Source organism: Humiphilus diazotrophicus (genome assembly GCF_059726315.1).
Genome location: NZ_AP040870.1, coordinates 2,452,767 through 2,473,110, shown reverse-complemented (window position 1 = coordinate 2,473,110; position 20,344 = coordinate 2,452,767). Strand labels below are relative to the sequence as shown.

General features: G+C 50.1%; 10 protein-coding genes. 7 read left to right on the top strand and 3 right to left on the bottom strand.

Going from position 1 to position 20,344, the window contains the following annotated elements; genetic code table 11:
• On the bottom strand, positions 1-2,094 hold the full coding sequence (locus AC6I7T_RS11185) for a winged helix-turn-helix domain-containing protein (RefSeq protein ID WP_497793476.1): 2,094 nt from the start codon (positions 2,092-2,094) through the stop codon (positions 1-3).
• A 213-nt stretch (positions 2,095-2,307) separates the two neighbouring features.
• Here AC6I7T_RS11185 and AC6I7T_RS11180 point away from each other — a divergent pair, with 213 nt between their 5' ends.
• The 5 genes from AC6I7T_RS11180 to AC6I7T_RS11160 all read left to right on the top strand — a co-directional run bounded on the left by AC6I7T_RS11180 (position 2,308) and on the right by AC6I7T_RS11160 (position 12,168).
• Positions 2,308-3,216 (top strand): retropepsin-like aspartic protease, encoded by a 909-nt coding sequence (locus tag AC6I7T_RS11180; RefSeq protein ID WP_497793475.1) that lies wholly within the window; start codon positions 2,308-2,310, stop codon positions 3,214-3,216.
• Between the two features lie 417 nt (positions 3,217-3,633).
• Positions 3,634-5,619 (top strand): hypothetical protein, encoded by a 1,986-nt coding sequence (locus AC6I7T_RS11175; RefSeq protein WP_497793474.1) that lies wholly within the window; start codon positions 3,634-3,636, stop codon positions 5,617-5,619.
• A 409-nt stretch (positions 5,620-6,028) separates the two neighbouring features.
• Positions 6,029-6,586 (top strand): ECF-type sigma factor, encoded by a 558-nt coding sequence (locus tag AC6I7T_RS11170; protein ID WP_497794594.1) that lies wholly within the window; start codon positions 6,029-6,031, stop codon positions 6,584-6,586.
• Positions 6,587-6,592: 6 nt separating this feature from the next.
• Positions 6,593-9,328: a serine/threonine protein kinase gene (locus AC6I7T_RS11165; protein ID WP_497793473.1), complete on the top strand. Its 2,736-nt coding sequence runs from the start codon at positions 6,593-6,595 to the stop codon at positions 9,326-9,328.
• 422 nt (positions 9,329-9,750) lie between these two features.
• On the top strand, positions 9,751-12,168 hold the full coding sequence (locus tag AC6I7T_RS11160; RefSeq protein WP_497793472.1) for an ABC transporter permease: 2,418 nt from the start codon (positions 9,751-9,753) through the stop codon (positions 12,166-12,168).
• 480 nt (positions 12,169-12,648) lie between these two features.
• Here the strand turns inward: AC6I7T_RS11160 and AC6I7T_RS11155 are convergent, their stop codons facing one another.
• On the bottom strand, positions 12,649-14,166 hold the full coding sequence (locus AC6I7T_RS11155; protein ID WP_497793471.1) for a glycoside hydrolase family 32 protein: 1,518 nt from the start codon (positions 14,164-14,166) through the stop codon (positions 12,649-12,651).
• Positions 14,167-14,193: 27 nt separating this feature from the next.
• On the bottom strand, positions 14,194-15,111 hold the full coding sequence (locus AC6I7T_RS11150) for a PfkB family carbohydrate kinase (RefSeq protein WP_497793470.1): 918 nt from the start codon (positions 15,109-15,111) through the stop codon (positions 14,194-14,196).
• Positions 15,112-15,254: 143 nt separating this feature from the next.
• On the opposite strand from AC6I7T_RS11150, the gene AC6I7T_RS11145 reads away from it, so the two are divergent.
• Positions 15,255-16,370, top strand: coding sequence for a GntR family transcriptional regulator (locus AC6I7T_RS11145; protein WP_497793469.1), 1,116 nt, complete (start codon positions 15,255-15,257; stop codon positions 16,368-16,370).
• Positions 16,371-16,472: 102 nt separating this feature from the next.
• On the top strand, positions 16,473-20,006 hold the full coding sequence (locus AC6I7T_RS11140) for an outer membrane beta-barrel protein (protein WP_497793468.1): 3,534 nt from the start codon (positions 16,473-16,475) through the stop codon (positions 20,004-20,006).
• Positions 20,007-20,344: the final 338 nt, after the last annotated feature.

Here is a 20,344-nt window from a genome sequence, read left to right as displayed (position 1 = left end):
TTATTTCAGCCCATCGGTTACATAGAGCTCCGAGAGCATTTGTGTATAGCCGTAGGCATAAGCCCTCCCATCGGTACTGAAGACCAATTTCGAAAGATCGCAAAGCCCTGTTGAATCTGCGGGTTTTATTTCCTTGAAGAACTGCCGTTCTCCGCTATAGATATTCAACCGGTAAATCCGGAGAGGAAGTTGCTTCCACAGGTAGACATATAAGAAGTGCGGGTCAGCGGTCCACGAGAAGCTTTCTCCCGGCAGGAGCCCCGGGATCGGGCGCGGCTCTCCACCATCTACCGGATACAACTGGAACTTGTTACCTGAAAGTTCACTTCCGGCAATCAATTTCCCGTCCGGAGAGGTTTGGCAGAAGGTGACTCCCTCCGGCGTTACAGCTCTCGGTTTGCCTCCGTCGATATTCTGCATAAAGCATCGGACAGCGTGTCCCGGAGTATTGGCTGAAAAGAGGATCTCTTTCCCGTTGGGAAGCCAGTGAATTCCGTGACTGTATTGCTGAATATCGCTGCGATCTAATTTCCTGGTTGTTCCCACGCCTGTTGGAAGCAGTAATAACTGATTACCGGCAACAATTGCGCTTGCCCAGTTCCCATCGGGAGAGAGGTCTCCAGCCATTCCTTCACCGAGTGGTGTCGGAGGCGCTCCCTGGGTATCTCTTATGGCTACGGTATAGTTCGGCCCTACTTCTTCTCCTTGTTCATCGAAGAGTAGTTTCGTTCCATCGGAAGAAAGGGAGACCGGGAGTGACCAGTCCAACCAGGAGAGGTCTTGTTCCTTGGTAGCACCTGGAGCCAGCGCCATCATTCCTGAACGCTGATCGTCCCGGGTCATAAGGACTCTTCCTTCTGCAGAAATATCCTGAAGGGTAATTCCGCCGGGTGCACGGAAAACCAACCGTTCATGGCCGGAGAGATCTACGGCATAGATGCGGCGTTCAAGTCCGGCTCGTGCGGCTGAAAACCAGATCTCATTCCCTTTGGGCGACCAGGCTAATCCTTCTGTACTTTCCCATCCTGTGGACAGGACTTTTTTCTGCCCCGATATATCTACAACGGCCACTTCGCCTCTGTCATCCCGATGCGCAGCATGGTCGAGAAAGGCGATGCGGTCGCCCTTCGGCGATACTCTCAGGTTACTTATCCATCCGGATGTTTCGTAAAGAACGTGGCCAAGCGGGAATTCAAGCCTCTGCTTGCCCTCCACATCTCTAGATACGGCTAGGGTCTTTCCATCCGGGCCCCAATCTGCCCATTCAACATTTTCAGCAATCTGTCGTGGTGATCCCCCAGTTACAGAAACCTGGCCGAGGATGCCGCGAGCCGTTGTCATAAAACGGGAGCTGATGGACTGCAATACCGCCATCTCTCCTGTAGAGGAGATCGAAAGCAGTTGGGTGGACTGTAGTCCGAGATTCCTTGCTCCCTGAAATTTCAGGCTGGTGGAGTAGAGATCGAGCGGTGCGCCGTCCCAGGAGGCCGTATAGACGATAGTGTGACCGTCCGGTGCGAATCTGGCGGTGTAGACGGTACCGCGTCTTACCGTTAAGCGCTGAAATTCCGGGTACTGCGGACGTGCGTTTGCCTGTCCAAACCAGATTCCCACTCCAATAAGGATGCCGCAGAGCACAACTGCTGAAGCTATATAAAGGATGTGCTTCCTTTTCGATTCAGGTTTCGGGATCGGGACTGGGTAGTCATGATGGTGGTCGTGATCTTCAATTGCAGGAATTTCAATTGGATACGGCTCTTCCGTAATTCCATCCAGCTTCGCAACAAAGCGGTAGCCGCGGCGGGGAACCGTCTCTATAAAGGATGGATTGTCAGCCGAGTCGCCGAGAGCCGTTCGTAATTTACCGACTGCCACATTTACGGCGTGATCGAAATCACCAAAGTTTTCATCCGGCCAGATTCGAGCTTGAAGCTCGTCACGAGTTACGAGTTCGCCCGGATGTTCCAGGAGTACTTCCAAAACTTTAAAGGGCTGCTCCTGAAGCTTGACCTTGCGTCCAGATTTAAGAACTTCTCCGGAATAGAGATCTGCCTCAAATGCTCCAAACCGAATCTTCCGGGCAGTGTGGTGCACCTGATGCTTTCCGTTTTTGGGGAAATCTAGCATCGCAACTGGCAGGATACGCCTTCTTTTGATGTCATAACCGACGAATTTATACAACTATTTTGCCAGGAGACCATTATCTCCCGCATGTCTCCGGGGTGTCTCTCTAGTGTCCCCTTTTGAATTTTATCCAGAGACATACAAGCTACCAACTGTGCATTGAGGTCACAGGACGCCAAGCCGATGATGCCACTCGGTGAGGTGACCAATATGTACGGTCGCTACTGCTATTTGTTGCGTGGTTTGGTTGGCTTGCTATTAATTTGCCAACCGTTCGTGTGGGGATATAAACGGACCGATCTACCTATTACGGTGGACAATCTGGTCCGGTTTGATCTTTATCAGGATTATCTGATTGTCGCCCATGGAAATATTGGACTTCTAAAAGGGCTTAATTTTCTGCTGGATACGGGGACAAATCCGTCCATTTTGGACCGACGAGTCGCCCGGAAACTTCATCTCGATGAATTACCTGCTGACATTTCTGTTCTGGAAGGGAGCTTGCGAGGGGGAACTGCCTTGCTTCCCAGTTTGGAATTCGGTCCAATCAGGAAGCAGAATTTCCCGGTAGTTATTCACGATCTTTCATTCCTGCAAAGATCGCTTCCGGTTCATGTGGATGCCGTCATTGGCATGGATGTTTTGGGAAAGAGTTCCTTCGTTGTCGATTACAGTTCCAGAATGATTCAGTTTGGTTCGTATTCTCCTTTGCCGATTTCTGTTCCTTTTTGCGGGAAGGCCGGATTGGCGGTGATCGAAGCTGAGCTAAATCACACTCCCATTCACCTCATGGTCGATACGGGAGCACCTTCGCTCATCATCTTTGAGACCCGGTTACCAGCAGCGGCGACGACATTAAAAGTTGGAGATGTCCGGAAAGCGACGAATATGGTCGGTCAGGTCGAGAGCCGGCAAGTCCGGTTGAACAGTCTCAGGCTGGGCGACGAGGAGCTCCGACAGCGACAGGCATTTGTAGTTCAGGATCGTAATTCTCGATCCCGAGATTTTGATGGGTTAATCAGTCCGCCGGCTCTCGGTTTTACCCGGGTTTCGGTTGACCTCGAACGTGGTCTTATGGGCTTTGGTAAGTAGGGCTATTGCTAGAAAAGTGATTTCCGGGATGCATTCGTGGAGGAGTGACATTTCGGAAGTTTGGAGTTCTAGCGACTTTCTTGCCATCTATCAGTGACCACCCGAGGTGGATCTAAGCGTGGCTGTTCATTGGGGGAACAGCCACGCTTAGTCCGGTTCTTAGAGCATTTCGCGCTTAGATATACACCAAGTCCCTCCTGTAGGCTTGAGCATTTCCCAAAAAGCTGTAGACCGAAGTAATAGAAGTTGGCGCGGTTTTCGACCAAAGAAAACCGCTCTTCACTGAACTTGGAAAGTCACAGTATTTCGGGAAATGCTCTAAAATTCCTAATTCAATTCCTCGGAGAGGATTGGCGTTCTGCGCTTTGGGATGAGACGTGCGAGATCTGATTTCGCAGAACCGGATTCCAAAACCACATGAAAATACTGATCGCGATTCTGTTGTTCCTCGGAGTGTCAACAGGCTCATCTGCGCTGGGAAGCAGCGCCGTCCCGGATGTATCCAAGCCGGGCAATGTCGATGGAATCCTGCAGTCAATCGAAAACGCCAATGTGACTTATTCCGGGAAAGACCTCCTGGTCACACGGAAAGATACTCATTCCCCGGTCAAGATCGTGTTTACCCGCTGCCAGGGGCTGGGTGTTCATTATGAAGAGCGCCAGTGGTGGGTCCTTCCTATAAGCGCAACGGATACGCTGGTGAATGCGAATCGGACGCTATGGGTTTTGCCGCTTGATGCAGCGTCAAGGGATCAATCATGGCACCTCAAACTGAATGACGGCAGTCTGAGTGCAAAGAAGACCGAAACGGGTCTGACCGTTACGCTGCAGGCTGAGCGTACGACTCTCTCCAAAGCGGAGGCCCGTCCGCATAGTGATCCTTTCGGTCATCCATTTTCCGTTAAACTTAACGGCTCCACCGAGCTGGAGGACGCGCTGGCCGGATTCTACTGGGGCACCATTCTGCCATCGGTCGTCGAGAAGACCATGGCAGCAAATTTCCCATACCACAACGGATATGTTCTGAGCACGTTGAATGTGAGCGCCTATGCGGGCTCTTATCCGGCTGTCGATCATGAATTTCAGATCAAAGGACGGCTGGCGATGGGCTCTGAGGCCGACTTGGACATTGTGAGGCGAATGATCGAACTCCAGTTCAAGTTGATAAATGACGATCCGGAGGGTCTCTATCGTATGCCCACTTCGGTCCAACCGGATGGGCGACGCGAGTACCATGTGCGCAGAAACAGCCAGGATGACCGGCAGAATGCGGCCATGTTTCCGTTGACAGGGGACATCGAAGTGATTGAAGAATCCTGGCTCTATTACAAAGCGAGGAAAGATATAGTGTGGCTGCGGTCGAACATCGGGAACCTGGAGCACGCGGCAGACTGGGTCCTGTCAAACACGGATCAATACGGACGAGTGTGGTCGGATGTTTATTACGAAGATCAGGTGATCAAGGATGGCCGCGTGACGCAGGCCCAAGCCTTTGCTGCACGTGCGCTTGCATTACTGGCCGGTATGGAGAACTTGCTGGGACGGCAAAATGAAGCCGCTCGCTTTACCCGAGCCGCAAAGAAGATAGCCGATGCATTGATTGCACCTCTTCCGATGGGGTACTGGGACGCGAAGAACGGAAGGTTTATTGATTGGGTTGACCGTGACAGCAAGGTGCACGATCACATCCATCTTCTTGCCAATGAGCTGCCGGTGACTTTCGGATATGCAACGGAGGAGCAGTCCTCTAAGGTGCGTCGCTTAATCGACATGAATGCCGAAGAGTTCGAGCGATTTCCCAGCTTTGTAGCCGCGAGGATTGCCGACTATGACAAGGCGGAAATTGGTTCGGGTGGGCCCTATGATCTTTGCGCTGCGGGCCGGTACTGGTACTGGGATGCCGCATATCGTGAGTCGCAGGGGCAGAGCGGACTTCTTCTCGATCAGTTGAAGAGGGTAGCGGCAGAGGGCGCGAAAGATGGGTATTTCTTGAGCGAACGGTACGACATGGACCATGTGTATTACATCGATGGTAAAGATGCGCATGGGGCCGAGAGGTACTACGAATATCCCAATGTCTTTGCTGCCGTTCTGATTGAGAAGTTGCTGGGGTTGACTATTCCTTCTAATGCGGATGTATCCGTTGCACCGCGCCTGAAGAGCCACGGCAGCGTGGAGTTTGGAATTCCAGAGTATGCGTTGCGTTACAGCTATGGCCAAGATGGATTTGTACTAAAGAATCTGTCGGATAAGCCACGTCGATATAAGGTGGATTTATCTGCGCTCGGCTTTACTGCCAGCCATTACCGGCTAAAGAGCAAATCCCGGAACGGAATCGTAGGTGCGCGTTCTATCCTGACTCTGTCTGCTCAGGAAGAGGTACATTGGATTCCTGTGCGATAAAGGACAAGTATTTGCGTGAATTTTCGCAGGGCCTCAATCTTCTTCTTCTACGGTTGTAGCCGGGACGGTATCTTTATTTTTTATTTGTCGCTATATCTACCAAGAACAGATATTTTGTCCGGATCTTTATAACGGACTAGAACGTTTCCCACTAAAGATGTGGATCTAAGAGTAAAGCTTATGCAATTCCCGCCAAGGCTGAGGTAGAAGGAAAGCTGTATTCCTCATCGGCAGCTCTATGCCTATGCGGGGAAATGTTCGAATACTACCGTTGCAAGTGAATCGAAAACTGGGTTTCAAAACTGAGTAAGCAATGCACGAAAAGCCCTGCTTTTATTGCAGATGGCTTGTTAAGTACTCTCCTTTGGTTCAGAGCTGCTTATCTATAGGAGGATGTTGCGTGGGTGCGATGGCTTTCTCGTCGGGTATTTCGGCTGAAAAGGACAATATTACAGATACAAATGCATTGTTCAGTACTTTGTATTTTGAATTGTATCGTTTGGCCAAGCGGGAACTTTTACGGAGATGGAATCCAATCGGTTTGAGTGTAACCACACTCTTGCATGAAGCCTATCTGGATATGGCCGTTCGCAACGGGCCTGCCTTTCCCGACTATGCGCATTTCATGGGATATGCGGCTCGTGTGATACGAGGACTCATTGTCGATCATGCGCGAAATTTCCGGGCCACGAAGCGAGGCGGGAAATTTGAGATCATCGCACTGGACAATGATGTTATTGCAGCTCATGCCAATGCGAAAGAGCTTTCCCTGCTTAGCGATGCTTTGGATCAATTGGAAAAGGTTGAGCCAGAACTTGCTCAGGTTGTTGATCTGAAATATTTCTGTGGTTTTTCCTTCGGCGAAATTGCCGCAATGCAGGGGCTATCGGAACGTACTGTGCAAAGAAGGTGGGAGAAGGCCCGTATCTATCTCCATCACTGTATTGGAACAGATCTATCACTCTGAAAATCAATGCCAAAACTCAAAGCAGATCAATGGAAGGTGCTGGGTCCCTATTTGGAGGAAGTTCTTGGCTTGGCTGAAGAAGAACGGCCGGACTGGCTGGCTCGTCTGCGTGCTGAGAATCCCTCCTTGGCCGAGCAATTGGACGCACTTCTTGTGAACCATCGTACTTTGGCTCAAGAGGGTTTCCTTGAAAGGCGCCTCGTGGAGTTTCCCGGGGCGAGAACTCTGGCTGGTCAAAGTTTGGGGATGTACACATTAGTTGCCCAGATTGGACAGGGCGGCATGAGTAGTGTCTGGCTCGGAGAGCGTAGCGACGGCCGTTTTGAGCGGAAAGTAGCTGTGAAGCTTCTCAATATTTCTTTGATGGGAAGGATAGAAGAGGCCCGATTCATACGCGAAGGAAAGATATTAGCGGCTCTCCGGCATCCGTATATTGCCGATTTAATCGATGCCGGAGTTTCGCAAGCCGGGCAGCCCTATCTGGTTATTGAGTATGTCGAGGGAGATCGTCTCGACCAATATTGCGATTCCCATCGGCTCGATCTTCAACAGCGTATCAGGCTGTTTCTTCAGGTTCTGGAGGCTGTAGGGCAGGCACATGCAAATCTCGTTGTACATCGCGATCTGAAACCCTCGAACATCTTGGTGCGAAAGGATGGACAGGTAAAACTTCTCGACTTTGGTATTGCAAAGCTGCTGGAAGGAGAGGGCACTGAAGGGCGTTCAATGCAACTTACTTCCGCCAGCGGAAGGGCCATGACGCCTGAATATGCAGCTCCTGAGCAATTGCAGGGTAAAGTGATTACAACTGCTACAGACGTCTATTCCTTGGGTGTGCTGCTGTATGTACTATTGACCGGTCTTCATCCAGCCGGAGACGGACCTCATTTCCCTGCCGATCTAGTCAAAGCAATTGTAGATACAGAGCCGCTGCGACCATCGGATGTTGTCGCTCCAGATCGAAGAGATCAGGAAGGTGTCTCTCTCAATGCTGCCAATAGAGCTTCCACAGCAGACAAACTTCGTCGCTCGCTGCGTGGAGATCTCGACACGATCATTCTGAAAGCTCTGAAGAAAGAGCCTTCGGAACGCTATCCCTCGGTGACGAGTTTTGCAGAAGATTTACGCAGATATCTGAAAGAAGAGCCCATTAGTGTCAGAGCCGATACCTTTGCTTATCGTGCGGCTAAGTTCGTTCGTAGAAATAACGTAGCCGTGGCATTAGCTTCGTTATCGATAGTGGCGATTGTCATTGGGGGAGGGGCCGCAATCGTTCAGTCACGAATAGCTCAAATGCAGTACAAGCTTGCATTGCACCAGCTAGCTCGCGCCGAACACATAGCCGAGATGAACGAACTTCTGCTGAGCGATGTAGCCCCCTCGGGAAAGCCTCTCACTCTAGATCAATTGCTTGAGCGCGAACAGCACATCGTGGAACGCGAACCATTTTCCGACGCTGTCAATCACGTAGATATGCTCATCTCTATTGGTCATCAGTATTCCGGGCAAGATGAAAATGAAAAGGCTCTTCATGTACTTGACGAAGCCTATCAATTCTCCCGCAAGCTGAGCGATCCGCTGATTCGTGCTAAGTCTTCATGCGCAATGGCCGAGGCGCTGATACCCGTTGGGGAGTTAGTGCGTGCCGAGTCGTTCTTCCAGGAGGGAATACGGGAGTTGCGTGACGATCCCCGATCTGCAACTGAAAGAGCCTTCTGCTTTCTGCATGGTAGTGAAATAGCTTATCGCAACGGCAATTCCCGCGAGGCACTTGTACGGGCGCGTGTCGCAGATCAAGCGGCGGGAAAAGTAACCGTCCGACCGAATTTGCAGGAGTTTGAGGCTTTAAATAATCTTGCAGGCGTTCTTGGGCATGCTGGACAGTTTGTGGAGGCAAATGAAAAATTTGAGCAAGCTTCTGCTCTAATGACTCGTCTTGGATATGACGACACCCAGAAGTCCGTCAAACTCTTCAATGACTGGGCGCTCACTTTGACATATGCTGGACAACCACTAAAGGCGGAGAAGATTTTTCGTCGGGCAATTGACATCAGCAGGGCGGATCAAAGTGAGGACGCAGTTCCGCCTACTTTGTTGCATAACTATGCAGGAGCACTGCGCGATTTAGGTAGATTCCAAGAGGCAGATAGCTATGCTGAACGGGCCTCTGTGAAGGCTGTGCAGGCAGGGGAAGAGATTCTTGTCGATCAGATTGATCTATTACGCGCCAGGATTTTCCTGGATCTGCATGACTTGTCTCATTCGGAAAAGATATCGACCCAGCTGGAAGCAAGAATGCGAAAAAAACTCCCGCCTAAGCATTATGCATTTGCGATTCTGGCCTCGTATCAATCACAGTTGGCACTTGCTCAAGGCAATATTTCCAAGGCGTTGCGGTTAGTTAATCGGGCTGTGGCAATAGCAGAATCTTCAATGAGAAGCTTCGGGCCCTCTGCAACATACCTCCCATCGTTACTAACTGTAAGAGCAAATTTAGTTCTTCAGGACCGGCATCCGGAACAAGCTGCCGAAGATGCGCAAAAGGCCATAAGTTTGCTAAAAGGGTTTCTTCCCCCTGCAATGCACTCCAGCAAATTGGGGCTTGCTTATCTGGCTCTGGCACATTCAATGGATGCACAGGGAAAAGCGAGTGAAGCCAAAGATGCCTTCCGGATAGCATCGGAACAGCTGCAGGATACACTCGGTCCTGATCATCCGGAGACCAGGAGTGCTCAGCGATAGAGCCTTTCCTGCACAGCTGTACTTCGAAGCACAAAGGCTTTGGCCGCTTTCCGCCAAAGACCGGGATCCTTGATAAACCTAGTTGGGTTTGCTGGGATGGAAAGAAAGCTACTCTTAACCATTCTTGGCGAGTGTATACCTGAGCGAGAAATGCCTTGATAACAGTGTGCACTGGTTCTGCAATTCCAGTTCCTCGTATGGCGAGTCCTGAATACAACAACTATCTAAGTGAGCCATAAACTTCCTGTTTTTAATGAGATGCAGGTAAGAGTCGCCGCCTTTTCAGTGAAAAACATTCTTAATTGTATATACGTAAATACAATATGTAGATATACGTGTTATAAATATTAGTTTTTGAATTGTTTCTGGAACGCTTTATTTCGCATGTCAACCGCGAGGGTGATTCGAAAGGTGGGCTAGTCGTGAAGACGTTTAGTGTTGAAAGCTTGTTTCTGGATTTTCAATTTACCCTGCGCCGGTTCAGAAATGACTGCGGATTCCAGGCAGCGGTGATAGCTACTCTTGCAGTTGCGATTGGGGTAGCGGCTTCGACGTTTGCGGTCTTTTATGCGGTACTCATTCGGCCTCTGCCATATAACGAACCAGAAAAGATCGTGGCAGTTCAGCCCTTCACTACTCAAGGTTACTCTCCGGCTAGTTACGACGAGTATCTTGAGTGGCGCGACAGAAACGAAGGCTTTAGCGCAATTGCAGGCTATTCGACGAGAGAAACTAACTTCTTGGGCCCTAATGGACCGGTGGCCATAAAGAATATCGCTACCTCGGATAATTTCTTCAATGTGTTTTCCGTAAGCCCGATGCTTGGACGGGCATTTGCCGCAGGAGAAGATCAGCCGGGGCGCAACGATATTGTGGTTCTCAGCTATGAAGTATGGAAGACCGAGTTTCACCAAGATCGAAATGTAATCGGTCAGAACGTAAAGCTAGGTGAAATTCCATACACAGTTATTGGTGTAATGCCAGCTGGATTCAGGTTCCCTGTCGATATGGCTTCCGCCGTTTATACGCCTTTGCACCCCAGCAGGGGAGAACGGGAAGGTGGCGGGCATTGGCTCCCCACTGTTGCACGTCTCAAGCCTGGAGTCTCTCTTGCGCAGGCAGAGGCCGACATCAATCGGATTATCAAGAGCTCCAGAATTGGCGGCAGGCAAGAGCAGGGGCGGGGAGTCCGTTTATATGAACTAACTCATTTCCTGACGGGTACGCTCAAATCTCCTCTCTATCTGCTCTTATTCGCGGTCTTTGCGTTGCTGGCAATAGGATGCGTAAATGTTGCCGGGTTATTCCTTGCACGAAGCCTTAACCGGGAGCGGGACCTTTCTCTCCGCATTGCGATTGGTGCAAGCAGACAGAGAGTTGTACAGCAGACCCTGGTAGAAGCAATTACTCTTGGTTTCTTCGGTTCCGCAGCAGGAGGATTCCTGGCCTGGCTGTTCCTGATGGCACTCCGTCCTCTGTTGTTGAGCGTGTTGCCGCTTGGACTCAGCGTTAAGCCTATTTCCGCAGGCATACTTTTGTTTCTTGGTGTTGGGATCTTAACTACCTGCGTGGCCGCACTCTTTCCCGCCTGGAGGGAAACTGTAATTTCTCCTCTCATTGCTTTGAAGTCCGAAACGAGCGTTGGCGCCACACGTAGTCAGAACAGGATACGATCGGCATTTCTGGTTATGCAGATCGTGCTTGCTTTTGTGCTTCTCGTTACTTCCGGACTGGCGATGAGAAAACTGAAGGGCCTTGAGAACACTACATTAGGATTCGATCCCGATGGGATCATAACCACTGAAATAACGCTGCCCGCCGGAGCTTATGAGAAGCGCGATGTGCTTGGCAATTTCTATACACCTCTGCTTGATAGAGTCCAGTCAATTCCAGGAGTAAAGAGTGCTGGATTGATCCAGTTATTGCCTGTTAAGGGGTGGGGCTTCAATATGAATGTACATGTTGTCGGGAAGCCGCCTGAACCACCGCAGCAAAAGAAACTTGTAGGGGTAAGACTTGTTTCTTCTGGATATTTCACGGCGATGGGGATTCCACTGCTTAAAGGGCGAATGTTGAATGAGAAAGTCGATACGCCCGACTCAAATGCGGCCGTCGTGAATGATGCATTTGTTAAGCAGTTCTTTGCTCCAGGGGAAGATCCTATCGGTAAGCAGTTGGACGTAGGGCTGATGATTGTGGGTGTGGTTGGCTCTGTACGCCAGTCTCTCTACGAGCCGCCCTTTCCCGAGATATGCTACTTGACCTCGCAAACACTCAGGGAAGAGCGATTCCAGAATCTGTCAAACATGCAGCTTGTCATCCGCACTAACTCAAAGGATGCTGCTATTGTTCCGTCTCTGCGCAAAGCACTCCACGATACCGATCCCACTATCCCACTTCGTACTCCGCTTACGATGCGGGAAATAATTGACGATCTCCTGGTTTTTGAACGCCTGCAGAATTGGCTCTTTGGTGTCTTTGCTACCTTAGCCGTTTTGTTAGCGGTTGTGGGGTTGTATGGACTTATCAGTCATGAGGTGGCTGCCTCTACACGAGAGATTGGAATCCGGATGGCGCTTGGTTCGTCAAGGCTACGCGTCATGGGCGAGATCTATCGAAGGGTTGGATTGATTCTCGTTTCAGGCGTATCCATAGGTGGTGGTGTAATCTTTCTCTTAAGGAATCTCTTGTCTTCGGTGGCTAGAATCCAGGCTGATCACGACTTTATTACGATAGTGATTCTGGCCTCTATCTTCATTCTCATTGGAATGTTTGCTGCCTTCATTCCTGTCCGGCGTGCTGTTGCTGTCGATCCTGTTACTGCGCTCCGATACCAATAATTTCCCGTAGCGGCGATTAGGTCTTTTCATCTCAATCGCCCCGCCTTGCGCAGCTTGTGTGAGCAGCCCGGTTCCAGGTCATCGACCTGGGTTGGGGGGCGACGAGGCGGCGTTTGACCAGAAGACGGTGGAGGTCTGCCTGCGCGAGATTGAGCGCTGCCAGAAGACCGGCGTAAAGCCAAACCTTATTGTCCTACTAGGACAATGATACGGATGGTAGTCGATCAATGCTGATCATTGGCCGCAACTGGCGACCCAGTTGCACGGGCCTATCTCATTAGATACGTCTGCCACCCAGCAATGCGCTGCAACAAGATTCTCTTGTAACGGTTCGGCAATAGGATCAGCGTCCCATCTTCCCTTAACTGAGGTCGGCAATTCGGCTCATAGCTAGTAATCACAAGAATGGAAACCAGCATATAAGGTACGCCGCTTTTTCAGGCGGATGAGGAAGATAATCTTCCTCATCACAATTCCACTTCAATTCCAAATAGAGCGAAGTTTCCATAGCTTGCCTATTACCGTGATTGGTTTATCACCAGACGAAACGAATTCGATCTTATTGGCTTGTGTGAGTGGATAGATAAGATTGGTCATGGCAATAGTGCCGTTCTGTGCAAAAGCCTCAATGGAAGAACGATCAACTATAAGCGTTAGATCGTAGGGGCGTCCCGCGACAAGCGGAGCGGTGGTTTTGGCAGGGAATTCGGGAGTGATCGTGAGGCCTGATTTTGTGCGATCGATGTAGAATTCGCCTCGTTGTTTATCAAATCCGATTTCTGTCCAATGCTGCTCATCGGAGTAGATGCGAAGCCCGAAGATTGCTTCGGACTCTTTCGAGAATTGTAAGTCCAGCTCATAAGGAGCATGTTGGGCTGCGATACTTTTGTCGGCACTTGTGATAGAAGTACTGCTGACGTGCAGCAAGTCGACTATAGGCTCCTGTTGAAGCGCTAGCCCGTGATTATCACGCAAAACCGAAAGCTGTCGAGGCAGACTCATTTGCCCCCGCCAGGGAGAGGTAGGTAGTTTTTCTGCGTATTGCCAGTTGCTCATCCAGCCGAGAAGAATCGGGCGCTGATCCTTCGGAAGATGATTGAAGCTGATAGCGCAGTAATCGTCCTTCCCATAATTCGTCCATCCATGGGCTCCGGGCTCTTGCGATAGGGTGAAACCTTTGCCGTCAAAATTACCGAGGAAATACTGTTCGCCAGAGCCTCCATTCGGAGCACCTGGGTTAAGCCCTACTTTGAGTGCCCAGATGCTTTCACCTTTTCTGGCTGTATCGGGAATTTGCAACAGATTCGGGCATTCCCAATCTCCCTCCACGTTACCTGCAGGACCGAAATCGCTCAGTTTCGTCCACTGCTTAAGGTTTGCCGAGGAATAGAAGCGAACAATGTGTTCTTTGGGAAGAGAGACAGCCATGATCCATTGGTGTTCTTTTTCATTCCAAAAGACGCTCGGATCTCTGAAGTCGGCCATGTGTAAATCGAGCACAGGGTTGTGCTCATATTGAGTCCACGTGCGTCCATTGTCGCGACTATAGGCAATGTTCTGCGTTTGACGGGGGCCTGAGGGTGTTTTACCTGCGCCGGTATAGATCGCGACCATACATTCATCTTTGGGCGCACAAAGGCCGCTTGTGTTGTGCTGGTCTATAACGATGCTGCCGGTGAATATCATCACGCCATCTTTCTCTGGAATGGCAACCGGGAGTTCTCGCCAATGCAGCAGGTCCTTGCTGACAGCGTGGCCCCAGCTCATATGCCCCCACTGATCTCCAAAAGGGTTGTACTGGAAAAAGAGATGGTATTCGCCTTTGTAGAAAACTAAGCCGTTGGGGTCATTTGTCCAATGTTCCCGTGGTGAGAAATGTACCTGAGGCCGATAGACTTGGTCATATCCGCTTGTTTGCGCGCTGCTGCTATCTAAACAAAGAACAGCTGCGATAATAAGAATCCAAGTTGCGAATGTACGAGAATGTATGCATGCCATTGATAAGCCCTTCAGTGGTAACTGCTCTCAGAAACAACGGGTTTCGAGGGGATTCGATGCGAGTTGTAGACATTCATCGAGCGACCAGTTGGGAGTCGCCCCCTGTCTGCTGGCCACGATCGAGCCCAGTGCGTTAGCAAAACGAGTGATTCGTTCGACTGGCCAGCTTTGGTGATAACCGTGTAGAAAAGCTGCTGCGAAAGCATCTCCGGCGCCCACTGTGTCTTCCACAGTGGAGGGAAATCCGGGAACCCGCAGAGCCGATCCTTTCTCGAATACCAGGCATCCTGCCGCCCCAAGAGTAATGCAGATGCAATCGAGGTTATGGCGGGAACTCCACTCTGCACAGAATCTTTCAAGGGAGAACATTTCCGCTCCCATACCCGTGATTGCACCGAGTATCTTCGCTTCAATCTCATTAAGCTTCAAAACTGAAGCTAATTGGCATAGACGTTCGACCAGAGATAGATTCCAGCCTTCAGGACGGAGATTTAAGTCGTAGAAGCAGCGAGTCCCAGGCATAGACTCCGCAAGATTTCGCGTCACCCGCTCTGCGCATTCGTCTGTTTGAGCCAGAGTTCCGTAGTATAGCCAGTCCGGTTTGAGGCGCTTCAGCGCGTCAATCTTCTCGGGTGAAAGATTGACGAAATCGAATGCGACGGGTCGAGGTATCTCAAAATGAGGGTCTCCGTCCTGATCCATTGTGACGACTGCTACCCCCGTGCGCTGGCCGGGAATGGTCTGGAGATACCGCGTATCCACTCCAAGAGCGGCGGCGCCTTCCAGGGCGCGCTGACCTCGTTCATCGTCTCCGACGGCGCTAATCAGAGCTACCGAATTGCCTAGCCGGGCGCAATTCGCCGAGAAATTGAGCGGAGCGCCGCCAAGAAGTTCCCTGTCCGGGAATACATCCCATAGAATCTCCCCGACACTTAATACCTGCATTATGGTCTCCATTCGATGAAACAGAAGTACGATAATGTATATGCAAATTCGTACAGAGTTGTCTAGTATTTATCATTCCGGCAACGATGGAAATCAGACTAGAGAATGAGAGCTGATAATGGATAGGACGTTTGGGAAAGCCAATGACCGATACCAGTACTGAGCCGAAAAAACTATCGAAACACCTTTCAATCGTGGAGAGCCTGAGGAGTGATATTGATTCCGGCCGGTACCGGCCCGGCGCTCGCTTGCCAAGTGAAGCGGAATTGACCCGCAGGTTTAAAGTGAGCCGGATGACGGTGGTTAAGGCGATTCAACAGCTTCAGCAAGAAGGACTTCTGGTTCGGAGAGTTGGTTCAGGAACCTATGCGTCCGGCCAGGCTGCGACTGAAGGCTTATCCTTCGGGTTGCTTATTCCAGATCTTGGGCAAACTGAGATCTTCGAGCCTATTTGCCGCGGGATGATGCGCTCTCCGTCCGTAAAAAAACACTCGCTCTCCTGGGGGCACGCACTATCGACTGATCAGGACAAAGAAGAGGAGGCCGAGCACCTTTGTCGCAGCTTCATCGACCAAGGTGTTGCTGGAGTTTTCTTTGCTCCAGTCGAGTTCACCACTCGGGAGGATGTGAATGGGCGCATCCTTCGGGCCCTCGATAAGGCTCGTATTCCCGTGATCTTACTGGACAGGGATGTCGTCGCCTATCCGCAGCGTAGTAATTACGATCTCGTCGGGCTGGATAATCGACGCGCGGGGTTTATCGTGACGGAGCATTTAATCAAACAGGGTGGTTCTCGCGTTGGATTCTTTGCGCGAGATCATTCGGCAGAAACGGTGGAAGCTCGTATTGCCGGATATCGGGAGGCGCTTTACCAACACGATCTGCCGGTCTCTCGGGGGTTTCTGATGAGAGGAGACGCATCGGACAAAGAATTCGTGGAATCGGTAATTCGAAAAGAACGGCTCAATGCCATCATGTGCGCGAACGACCTTACCGCAGCAAATCTCATGCAAACGATCCTTGGGCTCGGTCTCCGTATTCCTGAGGATGTCCGGATTGCTGGGGTTGATGACGTCAAGTATGCGTGTCTGCTTCCGATTCCATTGACCACTTTTCGTCAGCCCTGTGACGAGATTGGAGCTGCCTGCATGTCGGCGATGCTAGAGCGAATCAATAATCCCTATCTTCCTCCGCGATCCATCCGCTTGAACGGAAACCTTGTCATTCGCCGCTCCTGTGGGAATGGTCAAACGCCTTAAATCAGAGTTGACTATTCAACTTTGTTTGAAATACATAGTCATATTTGTTGACAGATGTATATTGAGAAGCCTACAAATTCCTTCGTTGTAGTGGAGGCTTGTATGGCTGCGATGTTTCTGAAGAACGTAGTTAATGATTGTCTTAGGCGAGGCATAAAGCGGAAGCTTGCATACCTCACCTTGTTACTTTCAGTTTTCATTTTGTATTCGTCGATGTTAAGCGGACAGAGCTCAACGGGATCGATCGAAGGACTTGTCACAGATAATACGGGCGGCGTGCTGTCTGGTGTGAACGTCAAGCTGATCAGTATCGACACCTCAGAGGTGCGAACCGTAAAAACAAATGATTCCGGAGTATTTAGTTTTAGCTCGCTTCCACCTGTGAGCTACCGGATTGAAGTGACAATGCAGGGATTCAAACAGTTTTCGCAAGGTCCCTTCAAGCTCGATGTCGCTTCCACGATTTCTGTGCCAGTAAAAATGCAAGTGGGCTCTTCGACTGAGACCATAGAGGTGACTTCAACCGATCCTCCGCTAGCGACTCAGAGTTCTGCGCTTGGCTACCAATTGGAAACCAAATCGATCGAAGATCTTCCCACTAACGGAAGGAATCCTTATGGTTTTGCCGCTCTGGTACCGGGCGTAAACGCACCGGCAGCATTTACACAACTCTCGGTAGGGATGTATAGCGAGCAATTTGTTTCAATTAATGGATCGAGGAACAACCAAAGTAGTTTTCAGTTAGACGGAGGCGACAATTCTAATTCGGCCTTCAATGGACCGACTTTTTATCCCTCGATTGATGATGTGCAGGAATATAAGGTCCAAGTGAACAACTTTAGTGCAGAGTTCGGTAACTCTGCTGGTGGCGTTATCAATGTCATTACGAAGTCCGGTACGACGAATTTTCATGGTTCGGCATTTGAATTTGCCAGAAATGACATCTTCGACGCAAATAATTATTTCGCCAAGCGGGCCGGTCTTCCAATTGGATCATACAAATACAACCAGTATGGTGGTTCTTTGGGTGGGCCTCTTTCTCTTCCTCATCTCCTGAAAAGAAAAGATAGTACCTTCTTTTTCCTGTCGTATGAAGGCCTACGTTTTACGCAAAGCGTTACCGCAACCGGCACGGTTCCTACCGACCTACAACGGTCGGGGGATTTCTCGCAGACCTTCGATGCCAACAATCGTATGGTTGTGATCTACGATCCATCTACAACAAGACCAGATCCTGCGCATCCCGGTAGCTATATTCGTGATCCCTTTTCCGGGAATAAGATCGATGCAACTCGCTTTGATGCAGTATCGAAGAAGATTCTTCCTTATTTCCCGAGAGCCAACACTACAGGTACAGCACCAACGAACGCCAACAATTTTGTGTCGGTGAGTAATGCAAACACAGTCAAGAACACAGGCTCTGCCCGCGTTGATCATGTCATCAGTGATCGTCAGCGGATCTTTGGTCGATATTCTCAGAATTTGACGATCTTTAAGCGTCCGAATCCATATGAGGGAACCCAGGCAGCGGTGGCAGCTCCTACGCTAGGAACGGATCGCCTTATGGAGTGGCAGCATGTGCTCGATTACACCAATGCTCTTCGTCCCAATCTCGTTATGGAGCTCAATTCAAGCTACAACCGCTATATGCTGAAGCGTACTCCTCCTGGATTTGGTTTTGATCCGACGACGCTTGGTTTTCCAAACTATTTCAGTACACTTGCATCTACCTCTAAACTTGCGCCTTGCTTTCCGCAAATCAATACAGGCAGTGGCGGTTTGAATTGGTCGCTAGATCAGATAGGAGTTGGAGGAGAGGTTCCTGTGGGAGTCTGCGGCAATTTGAATAACGCCGTCGAGGCTTATCAGGAAGTTGCCAACTTCACGAATACGGTTTCTCGGCATACCTTGAAGTTTGGAGCTGTCTACCAGGTCGATCAAAACTTCGGAAAAAATAACGTTGATGCTGATGGCGTATACGGATTCCGTACCGATCGGACACAAGGACCTAATCCCTACACCTTCGCTTCGAATGCTGGCAGCTCTTTCGCCTCCTTTCTCTTGGGATATGGAAATTTCGGGGACATTGGATCGAGTGAGCCTCCGCAATATATTACGACCAAACACTGGGGTATGTATTTCCAGGACGATTGGCGGATTACACCCAAGCTCACGTTAAATTTTGGTGTTCGATATGACATCAATACCCCTTATACCGAACGCCTCAATCGCCTAACGCAAGTCGACCTTAACACGACGTCACCTCTTCAGATACCTGGATTATCTCTGAAAGGAGGATTCCAGTTTCCCGGCGTGAAGGGTAATTCGAGATATCTTAGCAATATTCACTTCAATCAATTAGTACCTCGAGTAGGGCTCGCTTTTTCCCCCACTGCGCAGACAGTATTTCGTGGTGGCTTCGGCATGTTCTATGGGCCGGTGGTTGGAAGTAGTACGCCGTCCGACGGATTCTCCACAAGAACTGGCTGGGTGACCTCGTTCGACGGAGTTCATCCCGTCAACCCGCTGTCTAACCCCTTTCCTACTGGCTTTCAATATGCAACAGGGAACTCTGCTGGACTTCTGACGCTTATTGGACAAGGAGGAACTGGTATCGACAAAACACAGAAGGTTTCCGTTGCCAAACAATGGAATGTGGGTATCCAGCATCTCTTTCCGGGTGCGATTACGATGGATCTCGCCTATGCTGGCAGTCAGGGCAACAACCTATACAATTTCACTCTACTCAATCAACTGCCCAACCAATATCTTGCGCTAGGAAATGCCCTTAACGAACAGGTGCCTAATCCGTTTTACGGCCATGTCTCTGTTGGACTCCTCGCCAATGCTACAGTTGCTCGGTCACAGCTGCTTCTCCCTTATCCTCAGTTTACATATCTAAATACGAATCTGAGCAATGGCAGCTCTATCTATCATGCGCTTCAACTGTCGGTGAACAAGCGATACATCCATGGGCTCAGTTTTCAGGGAAGCTATACATGGAGCAAGGGAATCGACAATCTCGGTGGGCCGGTACAAGACTTCAACAATCTAGCTGGCGAGCGCGCAGTATTCAGCAACGATCTGACTCACAATCTTTCTCTAAGTGGAGTATGGGAGTTGCCATTCGGGAAAGGGAAACCTTACTTACAGCATGGATTTAGTTCCATGATTTTAGGCAACTGGCAATATAACGCTATCGCCACATTTAAGAGCGGATATCCTCTGTCGGTTGGTGTTGCTACAAATACACTCAACAACAATGGCGGCTCACAGCGAGCTAGCTATGTCGCTGGCGCCACTGCAACACTGAGCGGACCGGTGCAGAAACGTCTCAATCGTTACTACAATACGGATGCTTTCCGTGCGCCCGGTCAGTTCACATATGGCAATACACCACGATATCTCTCTCAATTACGTGCTCCAGGCGTAGCGAACTACGACATGTCGGTTTTCAAAAATATACCGGTCTATGAAAACCTGAAAGTCGAGTTCCGTGTCGAAGCATTCAATATCTTCAATCGGGTTCAATTTGGTGGTCCCAATACAACGACTGGGAGTATCAATGCTGGCACCATCAGCTCTCAGGTAAACCAGCCTAGAGACCTGCAACTCGCTGTACGGGCGACATTCTAAAAGTAGTACCTGCCTGTCAAGAGCCGTCCGATGCTTTCGCACGGCTCTTGAGGGGATACCTCGAAGCCTCGAAAGTCTGGGAGAAAGGTATTGCTTTAGACACATCAATCCCCCGGCGCACGATGCTTTGTCTTTTGTCTGCCACGACCGCTATGAGTCTCACTGACCACTATCGTGAGGTTCAATAAATCGTTGTTTGCAGTGTTTGAAGCCCGAGGTCACTCTCGCGGAACCGAAGCGTGCACAAGTGCGGTTTGACTTCACTGAAATCCATGCCGCACGGCCAATGACCTGCGTACAAATGAAATTCAACCAGCGGTTCCATAATCGGAAAGATG

Excerpts from the sequence above, each read along its gene's own strand:
- AC6I7T_RS11180 (WP_497793475.1), top strand. The coding sequence starts at position 2,308 with ATGATGCCACTCGGTGAGGTGACCAATATGTACGGTCGCTACTGCTAT.
- AC6I7T_RS11175 (WP_497793474.1), top strand. The coding sequence starts at position 3,634 with ATGAAAATACTGATCGCGATTCTGTTGTTCCTCGGAGTGTCAACAGGC.
- AC6I7T_RS11170 (WP_497794594.1), top strand. The coding sequence starts at position 6,029 with ATGGCTTTCTCGTCGGGTATTTCGGCTGAAAAGGACAATATTACAGAT.
- AC6I7T_RS11165 (WP_497793473.1), top strand. The coding sequence starts at position 6,593 with ATGCCAAAACTCAAAGCAGATCAATGGAAGGTGCTGGGTCCCTATTTG.
- AC6I7T_RS11155 (WP_497793471.1), bottom strand. The coding sequence starts at position 14,166 with ATGGCATGCATACATTCTCGTACATTCGCAACTTGGATTCTTATTATC.
- AC6I7T_RS11150 (WP_497793470.1), bottom strand. The coding sequence starts at position 15,111 with ATGCAGGTATTAAGTGTCGGGGAGATTCTATGGGATGTATTCCCGGAC.
- AC6I7T_RS11145 (WP_497793469.1), top strand. The coding sequence starts at position 15,255 with ATGACCGATACCAGTACTGAGCCGAAAAAACTATCGAAACACCTTTCA.
- AC6I7T_RS11140 (WP_497793468.1), top strand. The coding sequence starts at position 16,473 with ATGGCTGCGATGTTTCTGAAGAACGTAGTTAATGATTGTCTTAGGCGA.